General features: G+C 63.4%; 18 protein-coding genes. 14 read left to right on the top strand and 4 right to left on the bottom strand.

The genetic code is table 11. From position 1 onward, the window contains the following. Nucleotides 1-107: 107 nt before the first annotated feature. The 12 genes from QQL79_RS00310 (at nucleotide 108) to QQL79_RS00365 (ending at nucleotide 13,773) form a co-directional block, all read left to right on the top strand. Entirely contained in the window at nucleotides 108-2,057 is a 1,950-nt protein-coding gene (locus tag QQL79_RS00310) for an elongation factor G (RefSeq protein WP_284386820.1), read from the top strand. 144 nt (nucleotides 2,058-2,201) lie between these two features. Continuing rightward, on the top strand, nucleotides 2,202-3,152 hold the full coding sequence (locus QQL79_RS00315; protein WP_284386822.1) for an NAD-dependent epimerase/dehydratase family protein: 951 nt from the start codon (nucleotides 2,202-2,204) through the stop codon (nucleotides 3,150-3,152). A 41-nt stretch (nucleotides 3,153-3,193) separates the two neighbouring features. Further along, entirely contained in the window at nucleotides 3,194-4,030 is an 837-nt protein-coding gene (locus QQL79_RS00320; protein ID WP_284386823.1) for an ABC transporter permease, read from the top strand. A gap of 10 nt (nucleotides 4,031-4,040) precedes the next feature. After that, entirely contained in the window at nucleotides 4,041-5,288 is a 1,248-nt protein-coding gene (locus QQL79_RS00325) for an ABC transporter ATP-binding protein (RefSeq protein ID WP_284386825.1), read from the top strand. 161 nt (nucleotides 5,289-5,449) lie between these two features. Further along, entirely contained in the window at nucleotides 5,450-7,042 is a 1,593-nt protein-coding gene (locus tag QQL79_RS00330) for a glycosyltransferase (protein WP_284386827.1), read from the top strand. A gap of 32 nt (nucleotides 7,043-7,074) precedes the next feature. Then, nucleotides 7,075-7,986 (top strand): polysaccharide deacetylase family protein, encoded by a 912-nt coding sequence (locus tag QQL79_RS00335; protein ID WP_284392774.1) that lies wholly within the window; start codon nucleotides 7,075-7,077, stop codon nucleotides 7,984-7,986. Beyond that, nucleotides 7,979-8,860 carry a glycosyltransferase family 2 protein gene (locus QQL79_RS00340; RefSeq protein ID WP_284386829.1) on the top strand — a complete coding sequence of 294 codons (882 nt, stop codon included), beginning with the start codon at nucleotides 7,979-7,981 and terminating at the stop codon, nucleotides 8,858-8,860. Before QQL79_RS00335 ends, QQL79_RS00340 begins: the two co-directional genes overlap by 8 nt. Continuing rightward, entirely contained in the window at nucleotides 8,861-9,763 is a 903-nt protein-coding gene (locus QQL79_RS00345; RefSeq protein ID WP_284386831.1) for a glycosyltransferase, read from the top strand. Between the two features lie 5 nt (nucleotides 9,764-9,768). Beyond that, a complete protein-coding gene (locus QQL79_RS00350; protein WP_284386833.1) occupies nucleotides 9,769-10,677 on the top strand; it encodes a glycosyltransferase in 909 nt (302 codons plus the stop codon). Continuing rightward, a complete protein-coding gene (locus QQL79_RS00355; RefSeq protein ID WP_284386835.1) occupies nucleotides 10,674-11,672 on the top strand; it encodes a glycosyltransferase family 2 protein in 999 nt (332 codons plus the stop codon). The genes QQL79_RS00350 and QQL79_RS00355 overlap by 4 nt, the downstream gene beginning before the upstream one ends. Further along, on the top strand, nucleotides 11,669-12,706 hold the full coding sequence (locus tag QQL79_RS00360; protein ID WP_284386837.1) for a Gfo/Idh/MocA family protein: 1,038 nt from the start codon (nucleotides 11,669-11,671) through the stop codon (nucleotides 12,704-12,706). The genes QQL79_RS00355 and QQL79_RS00360 overlap by 4 nt, the downstream gene beginning before the upstream one ends. Beyond that, nucleotides 12,703-13,773 carry an NAD-dependent epimerase/dehydratase family protein gene (locus tag QQL79_RS00365; protein WP_284386839.1) on the top strand — a complete coding sequence of 357 codons (1,071 nt, stop codon included), beginning with the start codon at nucleotides 12,703-12,705 and terminating at the stop codon, nucleotides 13,771-13,773. The genes QQL79_RS00360 and QQL79_RS00365 overlap by 4 nt, the downstream gene beginning before the upstream one ends. On the opposite strand, the gene QQL79_RS00370 is transcribed toward QQL79_RS00365, so the two are convergent. Beyond that, the gene (locus QQL79_RS00370; RefSeq protein WP_284386841.1) at nucleotides 13,755-14,822 is read right to left on the bottom strand and encodes a glycosyltransferase family 2 protein; all 1,068 of its coding nucleotides are present in this window, start codon (nucleotides 14,820-14,822) and stop codon (nucleotides 13,755-13,757) included. The genes QQL79_RS00365 and QQL79_RS00370 overlap by 19 nt on opposite strands. Nucleotides 14,823-15,034: 212 nt before the next feature. On the opposite strand from QQL79_RS00370, the gene QQL79_RS00375 reads away from it, so the two are divergent. Next, the gene (locus tag QQL79_RS00375) at nucleotides 15,035-15,334 is read left to right on the top strand and encodes a PilZ domain-containing protein (RefSeq protein ID WP_284386843.1); all 300 of its coding nucleotides are present in this window, start codon (nucleotides 15,035-15,037) and stop codon (nucleotides 15,332-15,334) included. A gap of 19 nt (nucleotides 15,335-15,353) precedes the next feature. Here the strand turns inward: QQL79_RS00375 and QQL79_RS00380 are convergent, their stop codons facing one another. Continuing rightward, a complete protein-coding gene (locus QQL79_RS00380; RefSeq protein WP_284386845.1) occupies nucleotides 15,354-15,746 on the bottom strand; it encodes a winged helix-turn-helix transcriptional regulator in 393 nt (130 codons plus the stop codon). A gap of 92 nt (nucleotides 15,747-15,838) precedes the next feature. On the opposite strand from QQL79_RS00380, the gene QQL79_RS00385 reads away from it, so the two are divergent. Then, complete coding sequence (locus QQL79_RS00385) at nucleotides 15,839-16,564, top strand: SDR family NAD(P)-dependent oxidoreductase (protein WP_284386847.1); 726 nt, start codon at nucleotides 15,839-15,841, stop codon at nucleotides 16,562-16,564. A gap of 3 nt (nucleotides 16,565-16,567) precedes the next feature. Here QQL79_RS00385 and QQL79_RS00390 read toward each other — a convergent pair whose 3' ends face one another. After that, a complete protein-coding gene (locus QQL79_RS00390; RefSeq protein ID WP_284386849.1) occupies nucleotides 16,568-17,797 on the bottom strand; it encodes a multidrug effflux MFS transporter in 1,230 nt (409 codons plus the stop codon). Between the two features lie 3 nt (nucleotides 17,798-17,800). Then, on the bottom strand, nucleotides 17,801-18,781 hold the full coding sequence (locus tag QQL79_RS00395; RefSeq protein WP_284386851.1) for an aldo/keto reductase: 981 nt from the start codon (nucleotides 18,779-18,781) through the stop codon (nucleotides 17,801-17,803). Nucleotides 18,782-18,783: the final 2 nt, after the last annotated feature.

Consider the following 18,783-nt stretch of genomic DNA (forward strand, 5'->3'; position numbering starts at 1 on the left):
TGCTAACAGTCTGTGCACATTTCTTCCCTCATTGCGCATAGAGGAACCCATGCCCCGAGTCACTTCTCACCGAAACCAAATGTGGAATTCTGAGAAGTTGAAGGTTCATGCGCACTTTGAATCTGGGCATTCTGGCCCATGTGGATGCTGGCAAGACCAGCCTGACTGAACGGCTGCTTTTTGCCGCTGGCGTCATTCCCAAACTCGGCAGCGTCGATGCCGGCAATACCCAAACCGACACGCTTGAGCTCGAGCGGCAGCGGGGGATAACCATCCGGTCCGCCGTGGTGTCCTTTGCCATTGGCGGCGCAAACGTCAATCTCATCGATACCCCCGGCCACCCCGATTTCATCGCCGAAGTCGAGCGGACGCTGGGTGTGCTCGATGCCGCGGTGGTCGTGGTTTCGGCCGTCGAAGGCGTGCAGGCGCAAACGCGCGTGCTGGTGCGAGCCCTGCAAAGGCTGGGCGTACCCTTCGTCTTTTTCCTCAACAAGGTCGACCGCCTTGGCGCGAATTATGCCAATACGATCAAAGCCTTGCGCGAGCAATTGCCGGTCCGTCCGCTGGCCATGTCCAGCGTCACCGAGGCCGGCAGCAAGTCGGCAATGGTCGCCGCGCTCGATCCGGCGGATGACCCGTTCCGCGCTCTCCTGCGCGAGGCCCTGGCCGAGAATGACGAAGCGCTGCTCGAAGACTATCTCCTGGCGCCCGAGCGGCTGACTGTCCAGCGGATGCACCAGGCGCTGGCCGGGCAGGTCGGGCGGGGATTACTGCATCCCGCCTTTGCCGGCTCGGCCGCCACCGGGGTGGGTCTCTCCACCCTCATGGAGGCCATCGAGACCCTGCTGCCGGCGCAGGAGGCCGATCCCGACGGTCCCGTTGCTGGCCGCATCTTCAAGATCGAACGCGGCTGGGGCGGCGAGAAACAGGCCTATCTGGCGCTGACCTCGGGCACGATCGCGCTGCGTCACATGCTCGACCTGCCCCAGGGAGAAGCCCGGATTACCGGCATAAAAGTCTTCGAGGCCGGCAAGCTCATGCCGGCAACCACGCTCAAGGCCGGCCAGATCGGACGGATCAGCGGGCTGGGCGATGCCGTTATCGGCGATCTGGTCGGGGCGGGGGCCGGGCATGACGAGCGGGTGCATTTCGCGCCACCGACGCTGGAGGCCCGGGTATTGCCGTGCCACAAGGCGGACAATGCCGCGCTCTGGACAGCGCTCAGCCAATTGGCCGAGCAGGATCCGCTGATCAACCTGCGGCATGACGAGGAGGCCGGCGAGATCTTCGTTTCGCTCTATGGCGAGGTGCAGAAGGAAGTTATCCAATCCACGCTGGCGCTGGATTTCGGGCTCGAGGTGGTGTTCCTCGAAAGCACGGTGATCTGCGTCGAACGGGTCCTGGGCATGGGCGAAGGGCTCGATGAAGTGTTCAGGGGCGGCAATCCTTTCGTCGCCACGGTCGGCCTGCGCGTCGAGCCGCGACCGGCGGGAACGGGCAATAGTTTTGTCCTTGATGTCAGCCTGGGCCTGATGCCGACTGGGTTTTATCGCGCCATCGAGGAAACGGTGCATGAGGTGCTCAGGCAGGGGGTCTCCGGCTGGCAGGTCATCGATTGCCATGTGACCGTGACCAAGGCGGGCCAGAAGGCTCCGATGACCACCGCGGCCGACTTCCGGCAATTGACGCCGCTGGTGCTGGCGGCCGCTTTGGCGGAAGCAAAGACCGTGGTCTGCGAGCCGGTCAGCCGGTTTTATCTCGATCTGCCCGCGTCCATGGTGGGTGCCATGGTGACCGCGCTGGCCCAGGCCGGGGCGGTGGTGACGGATACGGCCATCGACGAGAGCATGGCGCGGCTGGAAGGCACGATCGCGGCGGCCATGGTGCATGGCATGCAGCAGCAATTGCCGGGGCTTACTGGCGGGGCTGGCGCCATGGAATGCGTGTTCGACCATTATGCACCGATCAGCGGGACAGTCCGCACCAGGCTCCGGTCAGGTCCCGATCCGTTCCATCGCGTGGACTATCTAATTGCGCTGCGTCGATTACCCGGCTGATCAAATATTGTTGTCGGGGGTGGAGCAGTACTGCCCCCGGCAATTAAGGTAAACACAGGAAGGTAAGTTGCGGGCAAGTTATTGATCGGATAAAACTAAAGATGGACTGCGGGCGGCCGGCGCAGTTTGGTTGGGGGATGCAACATGACGCAAGTACTGCTTGCTGGTGGCTGCGGTTTTATCGGTTCTCATCTGGCAGATAGAATATGTCGTCGCCCCGATGTCACCCGTCTGGTCGTCGTCGATAATCTGTGGACCGGCCGGATCGAGAATCTGGCCGCTGTTGCCGATCCGCGCGTAGAATTCGTGCAGTCCGATGTGGAGACTTTTTCGTCGGAGACCAAGTTCGACGAGATCTACCACCTGGCTTCGCCGGCATCCCCGCCATGGTATATGGCCCAACCCCTGCGAACCATTTCGGCCAATGTCGTCGGCGCGCTCAATCTGCTCGGCCTGCTCAAGCCAGGTGGGGTAATCGGCTATACGTCGACTTCCGAGGTCTATGGCGATCCGGTGATCACCCCGCAGCCGGAAACCTATCGCGGTTCGGTGGATTGCACCGGGCCCCGCTCGTCCTATGACGAGAGCAAGAGATGCGTCGAGGCCATGCTGTTCGAGGCGCATCGCGTACGTGGCACGCGGGTCAAGGTGGTGCGCCTGTTCAATGTCTATGGGCCGCGCACCCGGCCCGATGACGGCCGGGCCGTTTCCAATTTCATCACCCAGGCGCTGCAGGGCAAGCCGATCACCATTTTCGGCGATGGCGCCCAGACCCGCAGCTGGGGCCATATCGACGATATCGTGGCGGCGCTAGAGCGGTATTTTTGGCTGGAGGGCACCGAGTATCCCGGTCCGGTCAATATCGGCAATGACCGGGAAATTTCGGTGCTGGAAGTGGCCGAGTTCATCCAGAGCCATTTCCCCAAATCTCCGATCACCTTCCTGCCGCCGGTGGTGCAGGACCCGACCAACCGGCGTCCCGACCTGACCTTGTGCAACCAGATATTGCCCGGCTGGCAATGCGCCATTCCCTATGAGGAAGGTGTGATGCTGAGCGTGGAATGGTTCCGCAAGGAAATGTTGATCCCGGCTTGATTGCTGCGGGGTGGCCACGGCCAACAGGGATTGGAGCCTTGATGTCAGAGCAGCCCGACCGGCCGGTAAGGGTGATCTCACCCGATCAGGGCTCGATCTCAGCCTATCTCGACGAAGTCTGGGCCAATCGCGATCTCGTGGCCTTTTTGGTGTGGCGCGATATCAAGGTGCGTTACCGGCAGACGTTTTTCGGCGCGGCCTGGGCTTTGGTGCCGCCATTTTTTACCATGGTGGTCTTCACCCTGATTTTCGGTACGCTGGTCAAGGTGGCTTCCGATGGCCAGCCCTATTGGGCCTTCAGCATCTGCGCGCTGACGGCGTGGAACTATTTCTCCCAGGCGCTCACCAATGCGGCAAACAGCGCCATCAACAATTCTTCGCTGATCGAGAAGGTCTATTTTCCGCGCCTTTCCCTGCCGCTCTCGGCCATCGTCTCGCCGCTGCTCGACCTGACCATTGCGCTTGCATTCCTCGTGCCGGTTTTGGCCATTGCCGGCATCATGCCTAGTGTGCGGCTGCCGCTTTTGGTGCCGCTCATCGCCATTGCGCTCGCGACGGCCCTTGGCCTGGGGGCAATCCTGGCGGCGCTCAATGTGCGCTACCGCGATGTGCGGCATCTGGTTCCGCTGCTGCTACAGCTCGGGCTTTTCGCCACGCCTGTCGTCTATCCGGCGAGCCTGGTGCCCGAAGGCTTGCGGCCGCTATTGGGGCTCAATCCGATGGCCGGGGTGGTCGAAGGCTTTCGCTGGGCGCTGCTGGGGTCAGCCACCGACCCCTGGCCGCTCGTCGGGGTGTCGGCGGTGACCGCGCTGGTGCTGCTGGCCTGCGGCGTAGTGGTTTTCATGCGGCTCGAACGCGGCTTTGCCGATCTGATCTAGGGAAAGCGCCATGCTGCCGGCAATCCAGGCCAAAGACATCGCCAAGCGCTATCGACTGGGTCAGAATGCCGGTGCCTCGACCATGGCGGAGCTGATCGGCGCCAGTGCGTCCAGGATATTGCCGGGCCGCCGCAAGGACGAGAGTAGTGCCGCGCCGGAATTCTGGGCGCTCAAGGGTGTTTCCTTCGAGATTGCGCCGGGGGAAGTCGTTGGCCTTGTCGGGGAGAACGGGGCGGGCAAGAGCACGCTGCTCAAGATCTTGTCCCGTATAACCCCACCGACGCGTGGTTCGGTGGCCTATCGGGGCCGGGTTGGCTCCTTGCTGGAGGTTGGCACCGGCTTTCATCCCGAGCTTAGCGGGCGCGATAATGTCTATCTCAGCGGCGCCATATTGGGCATGGCGCGAGCCGATGTACGGCGGCGCTTTGACGAGATCGTCGATTTCTCGGGCGTCGAAGCCTTTATCGACACGCCGGTCAAACGCTATTCGAGCGGCATGTATATGCGGTTGGCTTTCGCGGTGGCCGCCCATCTCGATACCGATATCCTGCTCGTCGATGAGGTGCTTGCCGTCGGGGACTACAAGTTTCAGCAGAAATGCCTCACCCGCATGGATGCGATCGCCCATGACGGACGCACAGTGATCTTCATCAGCCATAGTCTGATTGCCATCCAGGCCATTTGCCGGCGTGCCTTGTGGCTGGACCGCGGCATGATCGCCGCTGATGGGCCGACTGCGGGCGTCATTGCGCGCTATGCCGGGACGGACCATGCCAGTGGCGGGATTGCCCGAGACTGGCCCGACGCGGCCGAAGCGCCCGGCAATGACGCCATCCGGCTGCGCAGCGCGCGTGTCGAGGCCGTCGGCGCCGAGCCCGGTGCGCCCATCGATGTGCGGCAGAGTTTTGCGCTGAGCTTTGACTACGACAATCGGCGCGAGGGCGCATACCTCAATGCCAGCCTGCTGGTCACCAATGAAGAGGGTGTCGTGGTGTTCAATGCCGGTCCCATCGAGGAAGCAAAGCCGGCGGCGGCGGGCCGGCGGCGCGAGCGCTGCGTGGTGCCGGGCGATCTCATGAATGACGGCACCTATCGGGTTACCCTGGAATTGCGGGACCGGGGCGAGGTGCTGTTGTCCATACCCGATCTGCTCACCTTCGACATTCTCGACAATCCCGAGGGACGGTTCGGCTGGTACGGCAAGTGGGAGGGGGCCGTGCGGCCACGCCTCGACTGGACCAGCGAGGCGCTTGATTGAGCGCGTCATGCCGATCTTGGAAATTTACTTATATCGGTTCTTTGAATTGAAGTATTTATGAGATCGAAGCAGACTAAATAATATGAATACTCATCCGGAATTTTGCGCAAAAAGAAGAGCCGGAAGAATTGGTGAAGGGCGTTCTGCGCGTGAGGGACGGGATGGACAGACTGGGTGGCGGGACGGTTTCGGTGGTCGTGACCACCTATAATCACGCCCATTACCTGGGTGAGGCGCTGGCCAGTATTGCTGGGCAAATCGTGCCTGCCGACGAGATTATCGTCGTCGACGACGGCTCCAGCGATCACCCCGAAAGCGTTACTGCCAGGTATGCCGGTGTCGAGATCATTCAGCAGCACAATCAGGGGCTCTCTGCCGCGCGCAATACCGGGCTCAAGGCGGCGCGGGGCGAGTATGTGCTGTTTCTCGATGCCGATGACCGCCTTACCGATGTCGCGCTCGAGACTCTGGTCCGGCGCATGAAGGCTAATCCCGATTGCGGTTTTGTTTATGGCGCCTACCGGCTTTTCGGCACTGAACCCGATTGGCGCAAGGATTGCGCTTTGCGGCCGATCGGCCGGGACCCTTATCTGACGCTTTTGACGCAGAACTGCATCGGCATGCATGGCACAGTGCTCTACCGGCGCGACAGGCTCATTGCCATTGGCGGGTTCGATACGACGCTGCCGGCTTGCGAAGATTATGATGTCTATCTGCGCCTCGCGCAGGACCATGGCGTCAGCTGTGGACCCGAAGTGCTGGCTGAGTATCGCCAGCATGGCAGCAACATGTCGTCCGATCTTGCCCGCATGAACAATGCGGTCCGCCTGGTTCTGGACAAGCAGAAAGCCCGAGCGAGCACTAATCCGCTCTGGAAGGCGGCCCGCCAGCGCGGGTTGCGCTGCTGGTTCGAGTATTATGGTGGTGCCCAGTTGGGGCGTCTCAAGGCCGCCATAAGGTCGCGCCGGCAGATCGGCCAGTCGCTGTCGCAGACAGCATCCTTCATGCTGCCCCATCCCGGCGCTGCTGGCCGTCTTATCGGGGGCGATTTCGGGCGACTCGCCAAGCGCCGGTTCGGACGCGGCGCGGGTGCTGGCCGCCGCTTTTGGGGGGTGCGTTCGGCGTTGGGAAATGGCCCAGAGCGGATCAGCACCGAATTCGGTTATGACCGGGGCAAGCCGCTCGACCGGCGCTATGTCGAGGACTTCCTGGCCCGCCATGCCGGGCTGATCCGCGGCCATGTCCTCGAAATCGGGGATACGGCCTATACGCAGCAATTTGGTGGCGAGCAGGTGGTTTCGGCGGAGGCCTTTCATCGCTATGCCGGCCAGCCGGGGGTGACTTATGTCGGGGATATGTCCGGGGTGCACAACCTGCCCGACGACACGTTTGACTGCATGGTGCTCACCCAGACCCTGCACCTGATTTTCGACATGCCCGCCGCCATTGCGACGATCTGGAAGGCGCTGAAACCTGGGGGTTCGGTATTGATCACCGTGCCTTGGATTAGTCCCATCGACAAAGGCGAGTGGGGCGAGACCTGGTATTGGGCGATATCGCCGGCTGGGCTGCGCAAGCTGCTCGAAACGCGGTTTGAGACCGGCGACATCGCTATCGATGCCTATGGCAATGCGCTTGCCGCCTCGGCCTTTCTCTATGGTCTGGCCGAGCACGAAGTGCGCCCGCAGGACCTCGATGTCGATGATCCGCTCTGCCCGGTGATTGTCGCTGCCAGCGCGCGGAAGGCGCTGTGAGGGCGCGGCGGACATTGGGGGCCGTGGCGCGGATGGCCCGGCGCATGCTGGGCACCGAGCGGCCGCTGATCCTGATGTATCATCGCATTGCCGATCTCCAGCACGACCCCTGGGAATTGGCGGTATCGCCATCGCGTTTTGCCGGCCATCTCGATGTGCTGCGCACCCGGCGCGATGTCGTGCCGCTCGCCTGGCTGGCCGGGCGCATAGAGCAGGGGAAGCCCGCTCCGCATGCCGTCGCCATTAGTTTTGATGACGGCTATGTCGATCTCCTGAGCAATGCCCGGCCCCTGCTGGAGCGTCACACCTGCCCGGCCACGGTTTTCCTGCCGCCTGGCTTTGTGGGGGCCGCCGGTGGCTTCTGGTGGGACACGCTGACCCGCATATTTCTGGCCACACCGGACCTGCCGGGTCGGCTGGCGCTCGGGTCTGGCGAATGGGAGGTGCGGAGCGACAATCGTCGTGCCGTGCATGATGAGGTCTGGGCCCTGCTCAAGCGGCTGGGAACCAAAGAGCGCGCCGGGCAGCTTGCCCAGCTGGTGGCTTGGGCAGGCGTTGCCGCCGATGCGCCGGAAGGCGATCGCTGCATGAACGAAGCGCAGTTGCGCAGCTTTGCGCAGCCGGGTTTTGTCGATCTGGGCGCACATACCATGAGCCACCCCTCCTTGCCGCTGCTGCCGGCAGCCGAACAGGCCGACGAGATCGGTCGCAGCCGCCGCTGGATCGTGGACGTGCTGGGCATCGAGCCCAAGGGGCTTGCCTTTCCCTTCGGCGATTACGATCGGCACACCCTGGCGGCGGCCCGGACAGGCGGCGTTGGTTTTGCCTGTACGACCGTGCCCGATGCCATAAGGCGCCGTGCCGATCTCCTTGCACTGCCGCGCCTCGCCATCGGCAATCTGGATGCCACCCGCTTCGAACAGTTGGTTGCCGGCTATGGCTGATATGTCACGCCCGCCCCGGGTCAGCGCCATCATCATCGTCTATAACGGGGATCGCTATCTGGGCGAGGCGATCGACAGCGTGCTGTCGCAGACTTTCCCCGATTGGGAGCTGATTATCGCCGATGACGGCTCGGTCGATCGGAGCAGGGAGATCGCGCGCGACTATGCCGCCCGCCATCCCGAACATATCAGGGCCATCGCTCATCCCGACGGGGGCAATCATGGCATGAGCGCCACGCGCAATCTTGGCATAGCGGAGGCCCGCGCGCCCCTGATCGGGTTTCTCGATTGCGACGATATCTGGCTGTCGGGCAAGCTGGCCGAACAGGTCGACTTGCTCGACCGCCATCCCGATGCCCAGATGATCTATGGGCGCACCCTGATCTGGCATTCCTGGCAAACCGGGAATGTCGGCGATGACTTCTTCTACGATCTGGGCACGACCCCGGATCGGCTCATCGCCGCGCCGCAGCTGCTGACCCTGCTGCTCGAGAACAAGAGCCAGACGCCGACCACGTGCAATGCCTTGATGCGCAGCGCTTTTCTCCGCGAATTGGGTGGGTTCGAGAACCGGTTTCGCGGCATGTTCGAAGATCAGGTCTTCTTTGCCAAGGCCTTGCTGGAGGCGCCGGCCTATGTGTCCTCGCGCAATTGGGCGCAGTATCGCCAGCACAAGGAGAGCTTTTCGGCCAAATCGGCGGGCAGAGGCGGCGATGGCAGGGCGCGCCTTGCGTTCCTAATGTGGCTGGCGGGCTATGTTGTGCGCCGCGCGCCCTGGCAATTGGGCGTTCTGATGCAGACGGCGCGTCTTGTGGCGCGGGAATGCTGGGCTATTGCCAGGCCCCGGCGTCCCGCATGGTTGAGGACCCGCTAGATGCCCCGGGTTTCCATCATCACGCCGGTTCTCAATGCGGAACGGTTTCTGCAGGAAACGCTGGCCAGCGTACTTGCCCAGACCTATGCCGACTGGGAGCTTATCCTGATCGATGATGGCTCGGCCGATGCCAGTCCCGATATCGCGGCTGCGGCGGCCAGCGGTGACAGACGTATCCGCGCCGTTTCCATGCCCGCCAATGCGAGACACGGCGCCGCCGCTGCGCGCAATGCCGGCCTGGCATTGGCAAAGGGCGAATTCGTCGCCTTTCTCGATGCCGACGATCTTTATGAGCCGCAAAAGCTCGAAACCGAGCTGGCTTTGCTCGAGGCCCATCCCGAGGCGGCCATGGTGTTTGGCCCCACGCTATGGTGGCGCGACGGCGCCCGGCCCTGGCGCTGGGTCGAGCCGATGCAGCGGCAGGCCAACCGTCTTTATGCGCCGCCGGTTCTGGTATCGAAGGTCATCCTGTCGCTCGACTGGCATGTGCCCTGCACCTGCGCGGTGCTGATCCGCCGCTCGGCCATAGCCGAAGTCGGCGGGTTCGAGGAGCAGTTCAGCCTTTATGAAGACCAGACGCTGTGGACCAAGCTGTTCCTGCGCTACCCCGTCTTCATCCATGGCCAGTGCCTTGCACGCTACCGTCAGCACGAGCATTCCGTTTCGGCGGCGGCGACGCGGTCGGGCCAATATCAGCAGAATGGCGAACACGGCGCTCGGGTGGCGTTTCTGGATTGGATGGCGCGATATCTGCGCGCCGAGCCGGCTCTTCAGCATGCGCTGCGGCTGGCCCGGGCGCCCTATGCCGCGCCGAGCCTGCAGCGCAGTGCCGATCTGGTCTATCTGCGCAGCAAACGTGTCGCGCACCGGCTTGAGCGCACGATCCGGCGGTGGCGCGGATGACGCTCGTGACCGCTCTTATCGTCACCTATAATCACGCTGGTTTCATCGCTGCGGCCATCGACAGCGCCTTGGCGCAGCGAACGGATTTTGACGTCGAGATCGTGATCAGCGAGGATGCCTCGACCGATGGTACCCGCGACATTGTCGAGGACTATGCCCGGCGCTTCCCCGATCGTATCCGATTGCTGCTGTCGGAAACCAATTTGCGCAGCAATGAAACGGTGGCGCGGGGTCTGCGGGCCGCAAAGGGGCAGTTCGTTGCGCTGCTCGATGGCGACGATTGCTGGACGGCCCCGGACAAGCTGCAGCGACAGGCCGATTTCCTGTTGGCCAATCCCGATTGTGCGGCGCATTTCTTCAATGCGCGGATTGCCCGGGGCGCCGCGCTGACGGACACGCTCTGGACGCCGGAAACGCAGGCACGCCGCGTCGATCTCGCCGAAATCTGGCACGGCAATCCCTATGCGACCGCCGGTGGCATGATGCGTCTGGCCGCTCTTGGCGATGTCCCCGCCTGGTACCATGATTTCTTTCCGCGCACCGATTGGCCGCTTTACATCCTCTGCGCCATTTCGGGGGCTCTGGCCTTCGATCCCGAGCCGGTCGCGCTTTACCGGCTGCATGTGGGCGGCATGTTCAGCCCCCAGTCGGAAACAGCCAAGCTCGACAGTACGTTTGCCTTTCTGACGCTGATGGATCGGTGCCTCGATGGCCGCTATCACGACCTGGCCCGGGCCGGCTGTTCGCGGCTCTTTTTCGACTGGGCCGAAGACTATGCCAATAAGGGGCAGAAGCGATTGGCGCGGCAGGCTTTTGCCTATGCCTTGCGTGGCGGTGGCGTGGGACATTCGGTGCGCTGGGGCCAGCTTGGCCGGCTTGGGCTGCGGCTGGCCGGGGCGGGAGTGTCGCCATGACCCAGTCCGCGCTGCTCGATATGCGACACCGCGATGCGGTGGCTCCCCTGCCTCCCGGGGCCGTCGCGCCGTTCTGGTCGGTGATGATCCCCACCTTCAATTGTGGCCCCTATCTGCGTGAAACGCTGGCCGCCGTGTTGGCGCAGGATCAGGGGCCGGAGAGGATGCAGATCGAAGTTGTCGATGATGCTTCGGACAAGGACGATCCGGCTGTTATCGTTGCCGAGCTTGGCAGGGGGCGGGTGCAGTTTACCCGCCAGCCGCGCAACCTTGGCCATATCGGCAATTTCCATATCTGCCTGCAGCGGGCTCGTGGCGAGGTGGTGCATTTGCTGCATGGCGACGATCTGGTCGAGCCGGGCTTTTACGAGGCACTGGAGCATGGCTTTCGCGCGGCGCCCGATATTGGCGCGGCCTTTTGCCGGTCGGGTTTCGTCGATGAGAATGGCAGCGATATCGGATCGACCGAAGCGCTGGAGGAGCGCGCCGGCCCTTTGCCCGATCATCTCGCGCTTCTGGCTGGCGAGCAGCGCATCATGACCCCGTCCATTGCCGTGCGCCGCTCTGCCTATGTCGCGCTTGGCGGGTTCGACCGGCGCCTGGTCTGCAGTGAGGATTGGGAAATGTGGGTGCGGATCGCGGCGCGCTACCGGGTCTGGTACGAGCCCCGGCCGCTGGCGAAATATCGCATGCATCTCCACTCCAATACCGGGCGGCATATCCGCTCGGGCGACGACATGGCCTATACCCGCAAGGCGATCGACATCTTTGCCGGTTACCTGCCTCCGGCAATGGGGCGGGACGTGGTGCCCGCCGCCAGACATGCTTATGCCCGTGCCGCGCTGGAAATGGCGCAGCGCATGCTGGGGCGGGGTGACAGGCAGGCTGCTCGCGCCCAGCTCTGGCAGGCCCTGCGCCTCGAGGCCTCGCCGGGCATAATTCGAGCGGCCACAAGGACCATGCTGGCCAGCCTTGCCGGAGGGGCCCGGTCATGACCGCGAATGCAGCCAATATCGCCATTGCCGGATGTGGCGCGGTCAGCACGCTCTATTATGCGCCAGCGCTGGCATTGCTGCAGCAGCAGGGGCGGATTGGCGGTGTTAGGGCTTTTGACCCGGATATGGACCGAGCCCGCGCCTTTGCCGGCCTGCTGCAAGAGGCAAGAATATCGCCCAGCTTTGCCGATCTGCTGGCTGCGCCCGCCGACCTGATGATCGTGGCGTCTCCGCCCATGGTCCATGCCGATCAGGCTATCGCAGCCCTGAATGCGGGCAGGCATGTGCTCTGCGAAAAGCCGCTCGCCGTTGGCAGTGCTCAGGCGCAACAGATGATCGATGCAGCCGCGCGCAGCAACCGGCGGCTATTGGCCGGTCATATCCGCCGCCAGTTTCCGGCGACCAATGCCATTGCCGATATTATCCAGTCGGGCCTATTGGGCGACATCTCAGCGGTCAGCTGTTTTGAGGGCGGTCCCTTTGCCTGGCCGGTGTCCGGTCCGGGATATTTTACCAAGGCCGCCTCGGGTGGGGGCGTGTTGCAGGATATCGGTACGCATTGCCTGGATCTGCTGACCTGGTGGTTGGGGCAGCCGGCCGGTCTCAGCTACGAAGACGATGCCTTGGGCGGGGTCGAGGCGAATTGTCTCGTGAGGCTGGACTATCCCGGCTTCGAGGCCCGTATCCGTCTCAGCCGCGACTGGGCCCAGCCCAATGTCTACCGCATTGCCGGGGCCAAGGGGTGGCTCGAATGGCCGGTCAACGATCCGGTGAATTTCACCCTCTACCTGTCGGGCAGCGGCATTGCCCATGTGCGGACCGAGGCGCCCGCGGGCGATGAATTTCATCTCGCTTTTGCCCGGCAAATCGAAGCGGCGCTCGATGGCGGTGCGAATGCGGTCAGCGCCAGCGCGGTGCTGCCGGTCATTGCGATGATCGACGCCTGCTATGCTGCGCGCACGCCCATGCATCTGCCGTGGCTCGCGCCGGACGAAGCTGCCCGCGCCCGGACGCTGGCAGGGACTGCGTCATGATGGGGCGTATCGCCATTCTGGGTGCGGGCGGGTTTATCGGCAATCGTGCCGTGGAAATGCTGGCGCTTGGCGGGCAATATGACGTTAGGCCTGTGGTGCGCAAGGCGCAGTCTCTGGCCTTGGCCAGCCGGTTTGCTCTCGATGGCCGCGTCGCCGATGGCTGCGACCAGATCGCGCTCGAAGCTGCCTTTACCGGATGCAGCGGCGTGATCCATGCCATGGCCGGCGACCCTGCCACCATTATCGGGGCTATCGAGCCGGCCTACCGGGCGGCCGAGGCGGCAGGGGTAAAGCGCCTGGTCTATCTCAGCTCCGCATCGGTGCATGGGCAATCGCCGGCGGCGGGTACGGATGAGCTGAGCGTGCTCTCCGACCGCCAGAACATCGCCTATAACAACGCCAAGGTGCGGGCCGAACGGCGGCTGCTCGAGTTGCGGCAAGAGGGCAAGGTGGAGGTGGCCATTCTGCGCCCGGGCATTGTCCATGGCCCGCGCTCCTCCTGGATTGGCGGCTTTGCCGATGAATTGCTGGCTGGCGAGGCCTATCTGGTCGATGGGGGGAGGGGGATATGCAACGGCATCTATGTCGACAATCTCGTCCACGCCATCACATTGGCGCTCAAATCCGATGCCGCTGATGGGGAAGCCTATCTGCTGGGGGATGCGGAGACCTATAGCTGGGCCGACTTGCTGGCTCCGGTGGCAGGGGCGCTGGGCCGGTCGCTGGATGATCTGCCCGAGCCCGGCATGGAACGGCGGCATGGCCTGGTGTCGCGCCTGCAGGGCGTTCGCCCATTGCGGCGGGTCGTGAGGAGCCTGCCGCGGCCTCTCAAGGCGGCATTGCGGGCGGGATATCGCGAGTTGATGGCGGGGCCAGCTCAAGCGGGGTCCGGGCCGCGACGTCCCGTTGCCAGCCTCGAACGCAGCCTGTTGCATCGCTGTGCCTGGAAATTGCCCCATGACAAGGCCGCCAGCGAATTGGGCTATGCCCCGATAGTCGATTTTGCCGAGGCCCAGCGCCGCACCTTGGGTTGGCTGGGTTTTGCCGGTTATCCCGTTGTGTCCTGAAGGGCCTTCCGCTCGTAGCTGAAGGCCCTGTCGCGCGGTTCGAGCGCGGCCAATATGCGGCGCAGATGCGGGCCGAGGCCCAGCACGGCGGCCTCGCCGGGCTGATACTCGGTGAATTGCCTGCGACCGGGGCCGCTTGTAACGCCCGGGTCACGGCTGGCGCGGCGGTGCAAGAGATAGCCCAGGCCATCTCGCAACGACCCCGGATTGGCGCCTTTTGCCCAATCGCCCAGCAAGGTTGCCGCGTCGTCTATTTTGCCCGTAGCCAGGGTTTTGAGCCCCAGCACGAATTGATGTTTCTTGTAGGTCTCCCGCGCCGTGCGCGCCAGTTCGGGCAGTTCCCGGGCCACGATATCGAGGGCAAGCAGCCGGGAGCGCAACATGGTCCGGTCGTCATTGGACATGGCATCGGCCCGTTTGCGATAGCCCATCAGATAATCGCCATCCACCGCGACCTCGCCCATGGTCGCCAGCCGGATCTGGAACAGGAAGTCCTCGCAGCCCTGTGCGCCGGCCGCCTTGAGCCGGGGATCGTAGCCGCCCGCCCGCAGGGCATCGGCGCGGCGGAACATGATGGCACTGCCATTGCCCACGGCGTTGAAGGCGGTGAGGCGATGGCAGACCCGGCCGGCCAAAGTGGCCTGGGCTATGGTCTTGATGACGAAGCCAGCCTCGTCGATATTGCGCCGGCTGCAATAGACCAGGGAAACCTCCGGCCGCGCCTCCAGCACCGCCAATTGCCGGTCCAGCTTTTCGGGATGCCAGAGATCGTCGGCGTCGAGAGGGGCGATATAGAGCGCTTCGGCGGCCTGGATTCCGACATTGCGGGCTGCTGCCACGCCGCCATTAGGGGTGGAAATGACCCGGATACGGTGGTCGCCCGCGGCCAGGCGCTGCGCCACGGCATGGGTGCCGTCGCGCGAGCCGTCATCAACCACGATAATTTCGATATTGGACAATGTCTGCCCGCGCACCGAGGCAAGAGTGTCCTGCAGCGTGGATTCCGCGTTATAGGCCGGAATAACTACGGAGACCCTGGGTCTATACAATTTTTATCCTGATGGATGCCGATTTTATCGAATATAGCGCCGTTCTATACCAAGACTGCACTCGATCTGCTTGCAAAAGTGTTGATAGGGCAGGGGTTGTGCATGCGTTGGCGAAGCATTTCGAGCCAGCAATAGTTAAAAGTGATGCGAGTTCTCTAACGTCGTGGTGACCTCGAGCCGGTAGAACAGAGCACCTACCGGGGCAGATGCTCATGACACCCAAACCCAAGATCGAGCGCCGCAAAGTGCCAAGGCGCAACGCGGCCATGGAAACGGTCCTCGTGCATGAGAACGGGGTCGCCCGGGAGGCCGGGGTCATCAGGGACATTTCGGTGGCAGGTGCGAAGCTGGCCATTGCGGCAACCGGCACGCTGCCGGATTCGGCCTATATCCTTATCCCCGAGCAGCACCAGATCGAGCAATGCCGTATCGTCTGGCGCAGCGAACACGAAGTGGGTCTGGCTTTCGCCGCCGAGCCGCAGCAAGATCCCAAGGACATCCCGCAGAAATAGGAAGCGGCCGTTCGCGCAGCTAATCCTGCAGCGCCAGGGTCTTGTCCTGATAGGCCGCGCGCTGCTGTTCGATCGTCTGCATATTGTCGAGAACCCAGGCGGTGAGACCCAGCAGGGGGATTGCCAGCGATTGGCCCAGCGGGGTCAGGCCATATTCCACCTGTGGTGGCACCGTTGGATGCACCGTCCGGCTGACAATGCCGTCGGCTTCCAGGGCGCGGAGCGTCCGGGTCAGCATTTGCTGGGAGATGCCGCCGATCAGGCGGCGCAATTCGTTGAAGCGCCGTCGCTGATCGACCAGCATGGTGATCGTCATGATCGTCCATTTGTCGCCCATATGGCCGAGCATCTGGCTGATCCTCCGGCAATCCGCATTGGTGCCCGGCTGATCGGGCGGGGTAGGCAGAGGCATGTGACCAGGTCCTAAATTTATGCGTTCTTGCGGCGCGGTGGTCAGCAAAACATATCTAGTCAGCAAATCATACCGCCTCTTTGGAGCAGATCATGACTGACAAGAAAACCATTGCGATCTTCGGCGCCGGCACCGGGCTGGGAGCTTCACTTGCCGCCCGTTTCGGCCACGAAGGATATAGGGTCGCGTTGGTGGCCCGCAATGCCGCCACCCTTGATGAACGGGTGGCCGAACTTGCCAAGGCGGGCATCGAGGCGGCCGCTTTCCCCACCGACCTCAACGATCACGGTGCTATCGGACCGCTGGTCCGCTCCATCGAAAATCGGCTCGGCCCGATCGATGTTGCGGTCTTTGCGCCGGTCTCCAGCACTGTCGGCTTCATTCCGGCGCAGAAGCTGGATGCGGCGGCGCTCAAGCCGCTAGCCGATCTTTTCGCCTTTGCGCCCATCGAGCTGAGCCATGCGCTGCTGCCCGGCATGATTGCCCGTGGCGATGGCGCCATCGTCATTGTCGGGGGCATGTCGGCAGTCGTGCCGATGGCCGGCTTGAGCGGGGTTGGTCCAATGATGGCAGCGGCGCGCAATTACATTTTCGGCCTGCATGACGAGGTCAAGGACAAGGGCGTCTTCGCCGGCACGCTCAATATCGGGGCCATGATCGACCGCTCCGCCGGGATGCGTGCCCTCACCTCGGGCGGCGCCAAGCTCGACCCCAGCTTCCCGGTGGTCGATCCCGATGATCTTGCCGAGGAAGTCTGGACGCTCATCACCCGGCGTGATCGCGTCGAAGCGCTGGTTCCGCCGCATCTGGCCGGCTAGGCCTTAGCCCGATTCTGCCGTGGCGATGGCGTCGCGCTGGCCGGCGCTGTCGCGCAGCAGGATCATCGAGCAGAAGCTTGCCGCCAAGGTGCTGACGGCGATGATCACGGCCATGGGCATGGGCGTGCCATTGGCCATGGTTCCGACCAGGGCCGAGCCGATCATGCCGCCGCCATATTGGGCAAAGCCCAGCAGTGCGGCAGCTGAGCCGGCGCCTTGCCGGACGCTGGCTAATCCGCCGGCGATGGCATTGGCGCCGATCAGGCCGTTCATGGTGACGAAAACGAAGAGGGCGCCGGCAAAGGCCGGCAGCCCGCCCCAGCCGGTCCAGGCCTGGGCCAGCAAGAGCGCGCCGGCACCCATGCCCAGAAATGTACCGGCCAGCAGCAGTTTTTCGCTGCCGAAGCGATTGACCAGCCGGCGATTGACCGCATTGGCGAGCATGATGCCCACAATGCCCGAGGCAAAGACGAGCCCATAGATATTGGGGGACAGCGAATAGAACTCGATGAAAACAAAGGACGAGCCGGCCACATAGGCGAATACACCCGCCGCAAAACATCCCAGCGTGCCGGCATAGGCCATGAGCCTGGAATTGCGGAAATGCTGGCCGTAATTGGCGAAAGCCTGGCCAATGCCGCCGGTGCCACGCTGGTCCAGGGGCAGGGATTCAGCCGTGCGGCCGACACCGGCCAGCGTCAGCAGGCCGATCAGCACCAGCGTCCAGAAGATGAAATGCCAAGACGAAACCGCCAGGATCTGGGCGCCGATGGTCGGTCCGATCATGGGCGCAATGCCCATGATCATCATGAGGGTCGAGAGCGTGCGGGCGGCTTCCCGCTGGTCGAACAGGTCGCGCACCATGGCCCGGCCCAGCACGACCGCGGCGCTGGCCCCGACCGCCTGAACGACGCGCCAGCCGATCATCTGCCAGGCATCGGTCGACAGGGCGCAGCCTGCCGCGCCGATGATGAAAATGGCGATGCCGGCCAATAGCGGCCCCTTGCGGCCATAGCGGTCGCTGACCGGTCCCCAGACGAGCTGCCCGAAGCTGAAGCCAAGCAGGTAGCCGGAGATGGTCAGCTCCAGGGTTCCTTGGCTGGCGCCAAGGCTTTCGCCCATGGTGGGCAGGGCCGGCAGGTAGAGGTCGGTGGAAATCGACGCGAAGCCCAGCAGGACGCTGAGCAGCGCAATCAACCAGAATCCCCGATAGGGTGTTGTTTGGCTGGTCATGGGTTACCGATCGATGCGGGCCTGATTGGCCCCGGAATAGCGATCGCCCAGGATGGTGATGCCAGCCGTCGCCGCTTGGATTGCCGCCAGATCTGCTGCTGTCAATTCCACCTCGGTCGCGCCAATATTCTCTGCCAGCCGGTGCAGCTTCGTGGTTCCCGGAATTGGCACAAAGACGGGGCTCTGTGCCAGAACCCAGGCCAGGGCGAGCTGGGCCGGTGTCACGCCCTTTTCCGAGGCCAGCCGGGTGACCGTATCGGCCATAACCTGGTTGGCGGCGCGATTATCGGCGTCGAAGCGCGGCACGGTGTTGCGGAAGTCGGTCTTTTCGAACTGGGTATTGCTGTCGATGGTGCCGGTGAGGAAACCCTTGCCCAGCGGGCTGAACGGCACGAAGGCAATGCCGAGCTCCTTGAGCACGGGAATGATCTGCTCCTCGGGCTCGCGCCACATCAGCGAATATTCGCTTTGCAGCGCCGTGACCGGCAGCACGGCATGGGCCTTGCGGATATTGGCGACACCGGCCTCGGACATGCCGAAATGACGGACCTTGCCTTCGGCAATCAGCTCCTTGACGGTCCCCGCGACGTCTTCCATGGGCGTATTGCGGTCGACGCGGTGCTGGTAGAGCAGGTCGATATGGTCGGTGCGCAAGCGCTTCAGTGAGCCTTCCACCGCCGCGCGGATCATTTCCGGGCGGCTGCTCGGCGCGCCGCCGCCGGCAATATCGAAGCCGAATTTGGTAGCAATGACCACCTGATCGCGGATCGGCTGCAGCGCCTCGCCGACCACTTCCTCATTCTTATAGGGGCCATAGACCTCGGCGGTATCGAAGAAGGTGATGCCGCGCTCAAAGGCGTCGCGGATCAGTTTCACGCCTTCCGCTGTTTCCAGCGGCTTGCCATAGGATTGGCTGATGCCCATGCAGCCCAGGCCGATGGCCGAGACTTCGAGTCCGCTGGTTCCAAGTTGTCGTTTTTTCATGT

The organism is Devosia yakushimensis, from assembly GCF_030159855.1.
Lineage (GTDB): Bacteria > Pseudomonadota > Alphaproteobacteria > Rhizobiales > Devosiaceae > Devosia > Devosia yakushimensis.

Coding starts and splice junctions, on each gene's coding strand:
- QQL79_RS00310 (WP_284386820.1), top strand. CDS start 108: ATGCGCACTTTGAATCTGGGCATTCTGGCCCATGTGGATGCTGGCAAG.
- QQL79_RS00315 (WP_284386822.1), top strand. CDS start 2,202: ATGACGCAAGTACTGCTTGCTGGTGGCTGCGGTTTTATCGGTTCTCAT.
- QQL79_RS00320 (WP_284386823.1), top strand. CDS start 3,194: ATGTCAGAGCAGCCCGACCGGCCGGTAAGGGTGATCTCACCCGATCAG.
- QQL79_RS00325 (WP_284386825.1), top strand. CDS start 4,041: ATGCTGCCGGCAATCCAGGCCAAAGACATCGCCAAGCGCTATCGACTG.
- QQL79_RS00330 (WP_284386827.1), top strand. CDS start 5,450: ATGGACAGACTGGGTGGCGGGACGGTTTCGGTGGTCGTGACCACCTAT.
- QQL79_RS00335 (WP_284392774.1), top strand. CDS start 7,075: ATGGCCCGGCGCATGCTGGGCACCGAGCGGCCGCTGATCCTGATGTAT.
- QQL79_RS00340 (WP_284386829.1), top strand. CDS start 7,979: ATGGCTGATATGTCACGCCCGCCCCGGGTCAGCGCCATCATCATCGTC.
- QQL79_RS00345 (WP_284386831.1), top strand. CDS start 8,861: ATGCCCCGGGTTTCCATCATCACGCCGGTTCTCAATGCGGAACGGTTT.
- QQL79_RS00355 (WP_284386835.1), top strand. CDS start 10,674: ATGACCCAGTCCGCGCTGCTCGATATGCGACACCGCGATGCGGTGGCT.
- QQL79_RS00360 (WP_284386837.1), top strand. CDS start 11,669: ATGACCGCGAATGCAGCCAATATCGCCATTGCCGGATGTGGCGCGGTC.
- QQL79_RS00365 (WP_284386839.1), top strand. CDS start 12,703: ATGATGGGGCGTATCGCCATTCTGGGTGCGGGCGGGTTTATCGGCAAT.
- QQL79_RS00375 (WP_284386843.1), top strand. CDS start 15,035: ATGACACCCAAACCCAAGATCGAGCGCCGCAAAGTGCCAAGGCGCAAC.
- QQL79_RS00380 (WP_284386845.1), bottom strand. CDS start 15,746: ATGCCTCTGCCTACCCCGCCCGATCAGCCGGGCACCAATGCGGATTGC.
- QQL79_RS00385 (WP_284386847.1), top strand. CDS start 15,839: ATGACTGACAAGAAAACCATTGCGATCTTCGGCGCCGGCACCGGGCTG.
- QQL79_RS00390 (WP_284386849.1), bottom strand. CDS start 17,797: ATGACCAGCCAAACAACACCCTATCGGGGATTCTGGTTGATTGCGCTG.
- QQL79_RS00395 (WP_284386851.1), bottom strand. CDS start 18,781: ATGAAAAAACGACAACTTGGAACCAGCGGACTCGAAGTCTCGGCCATC.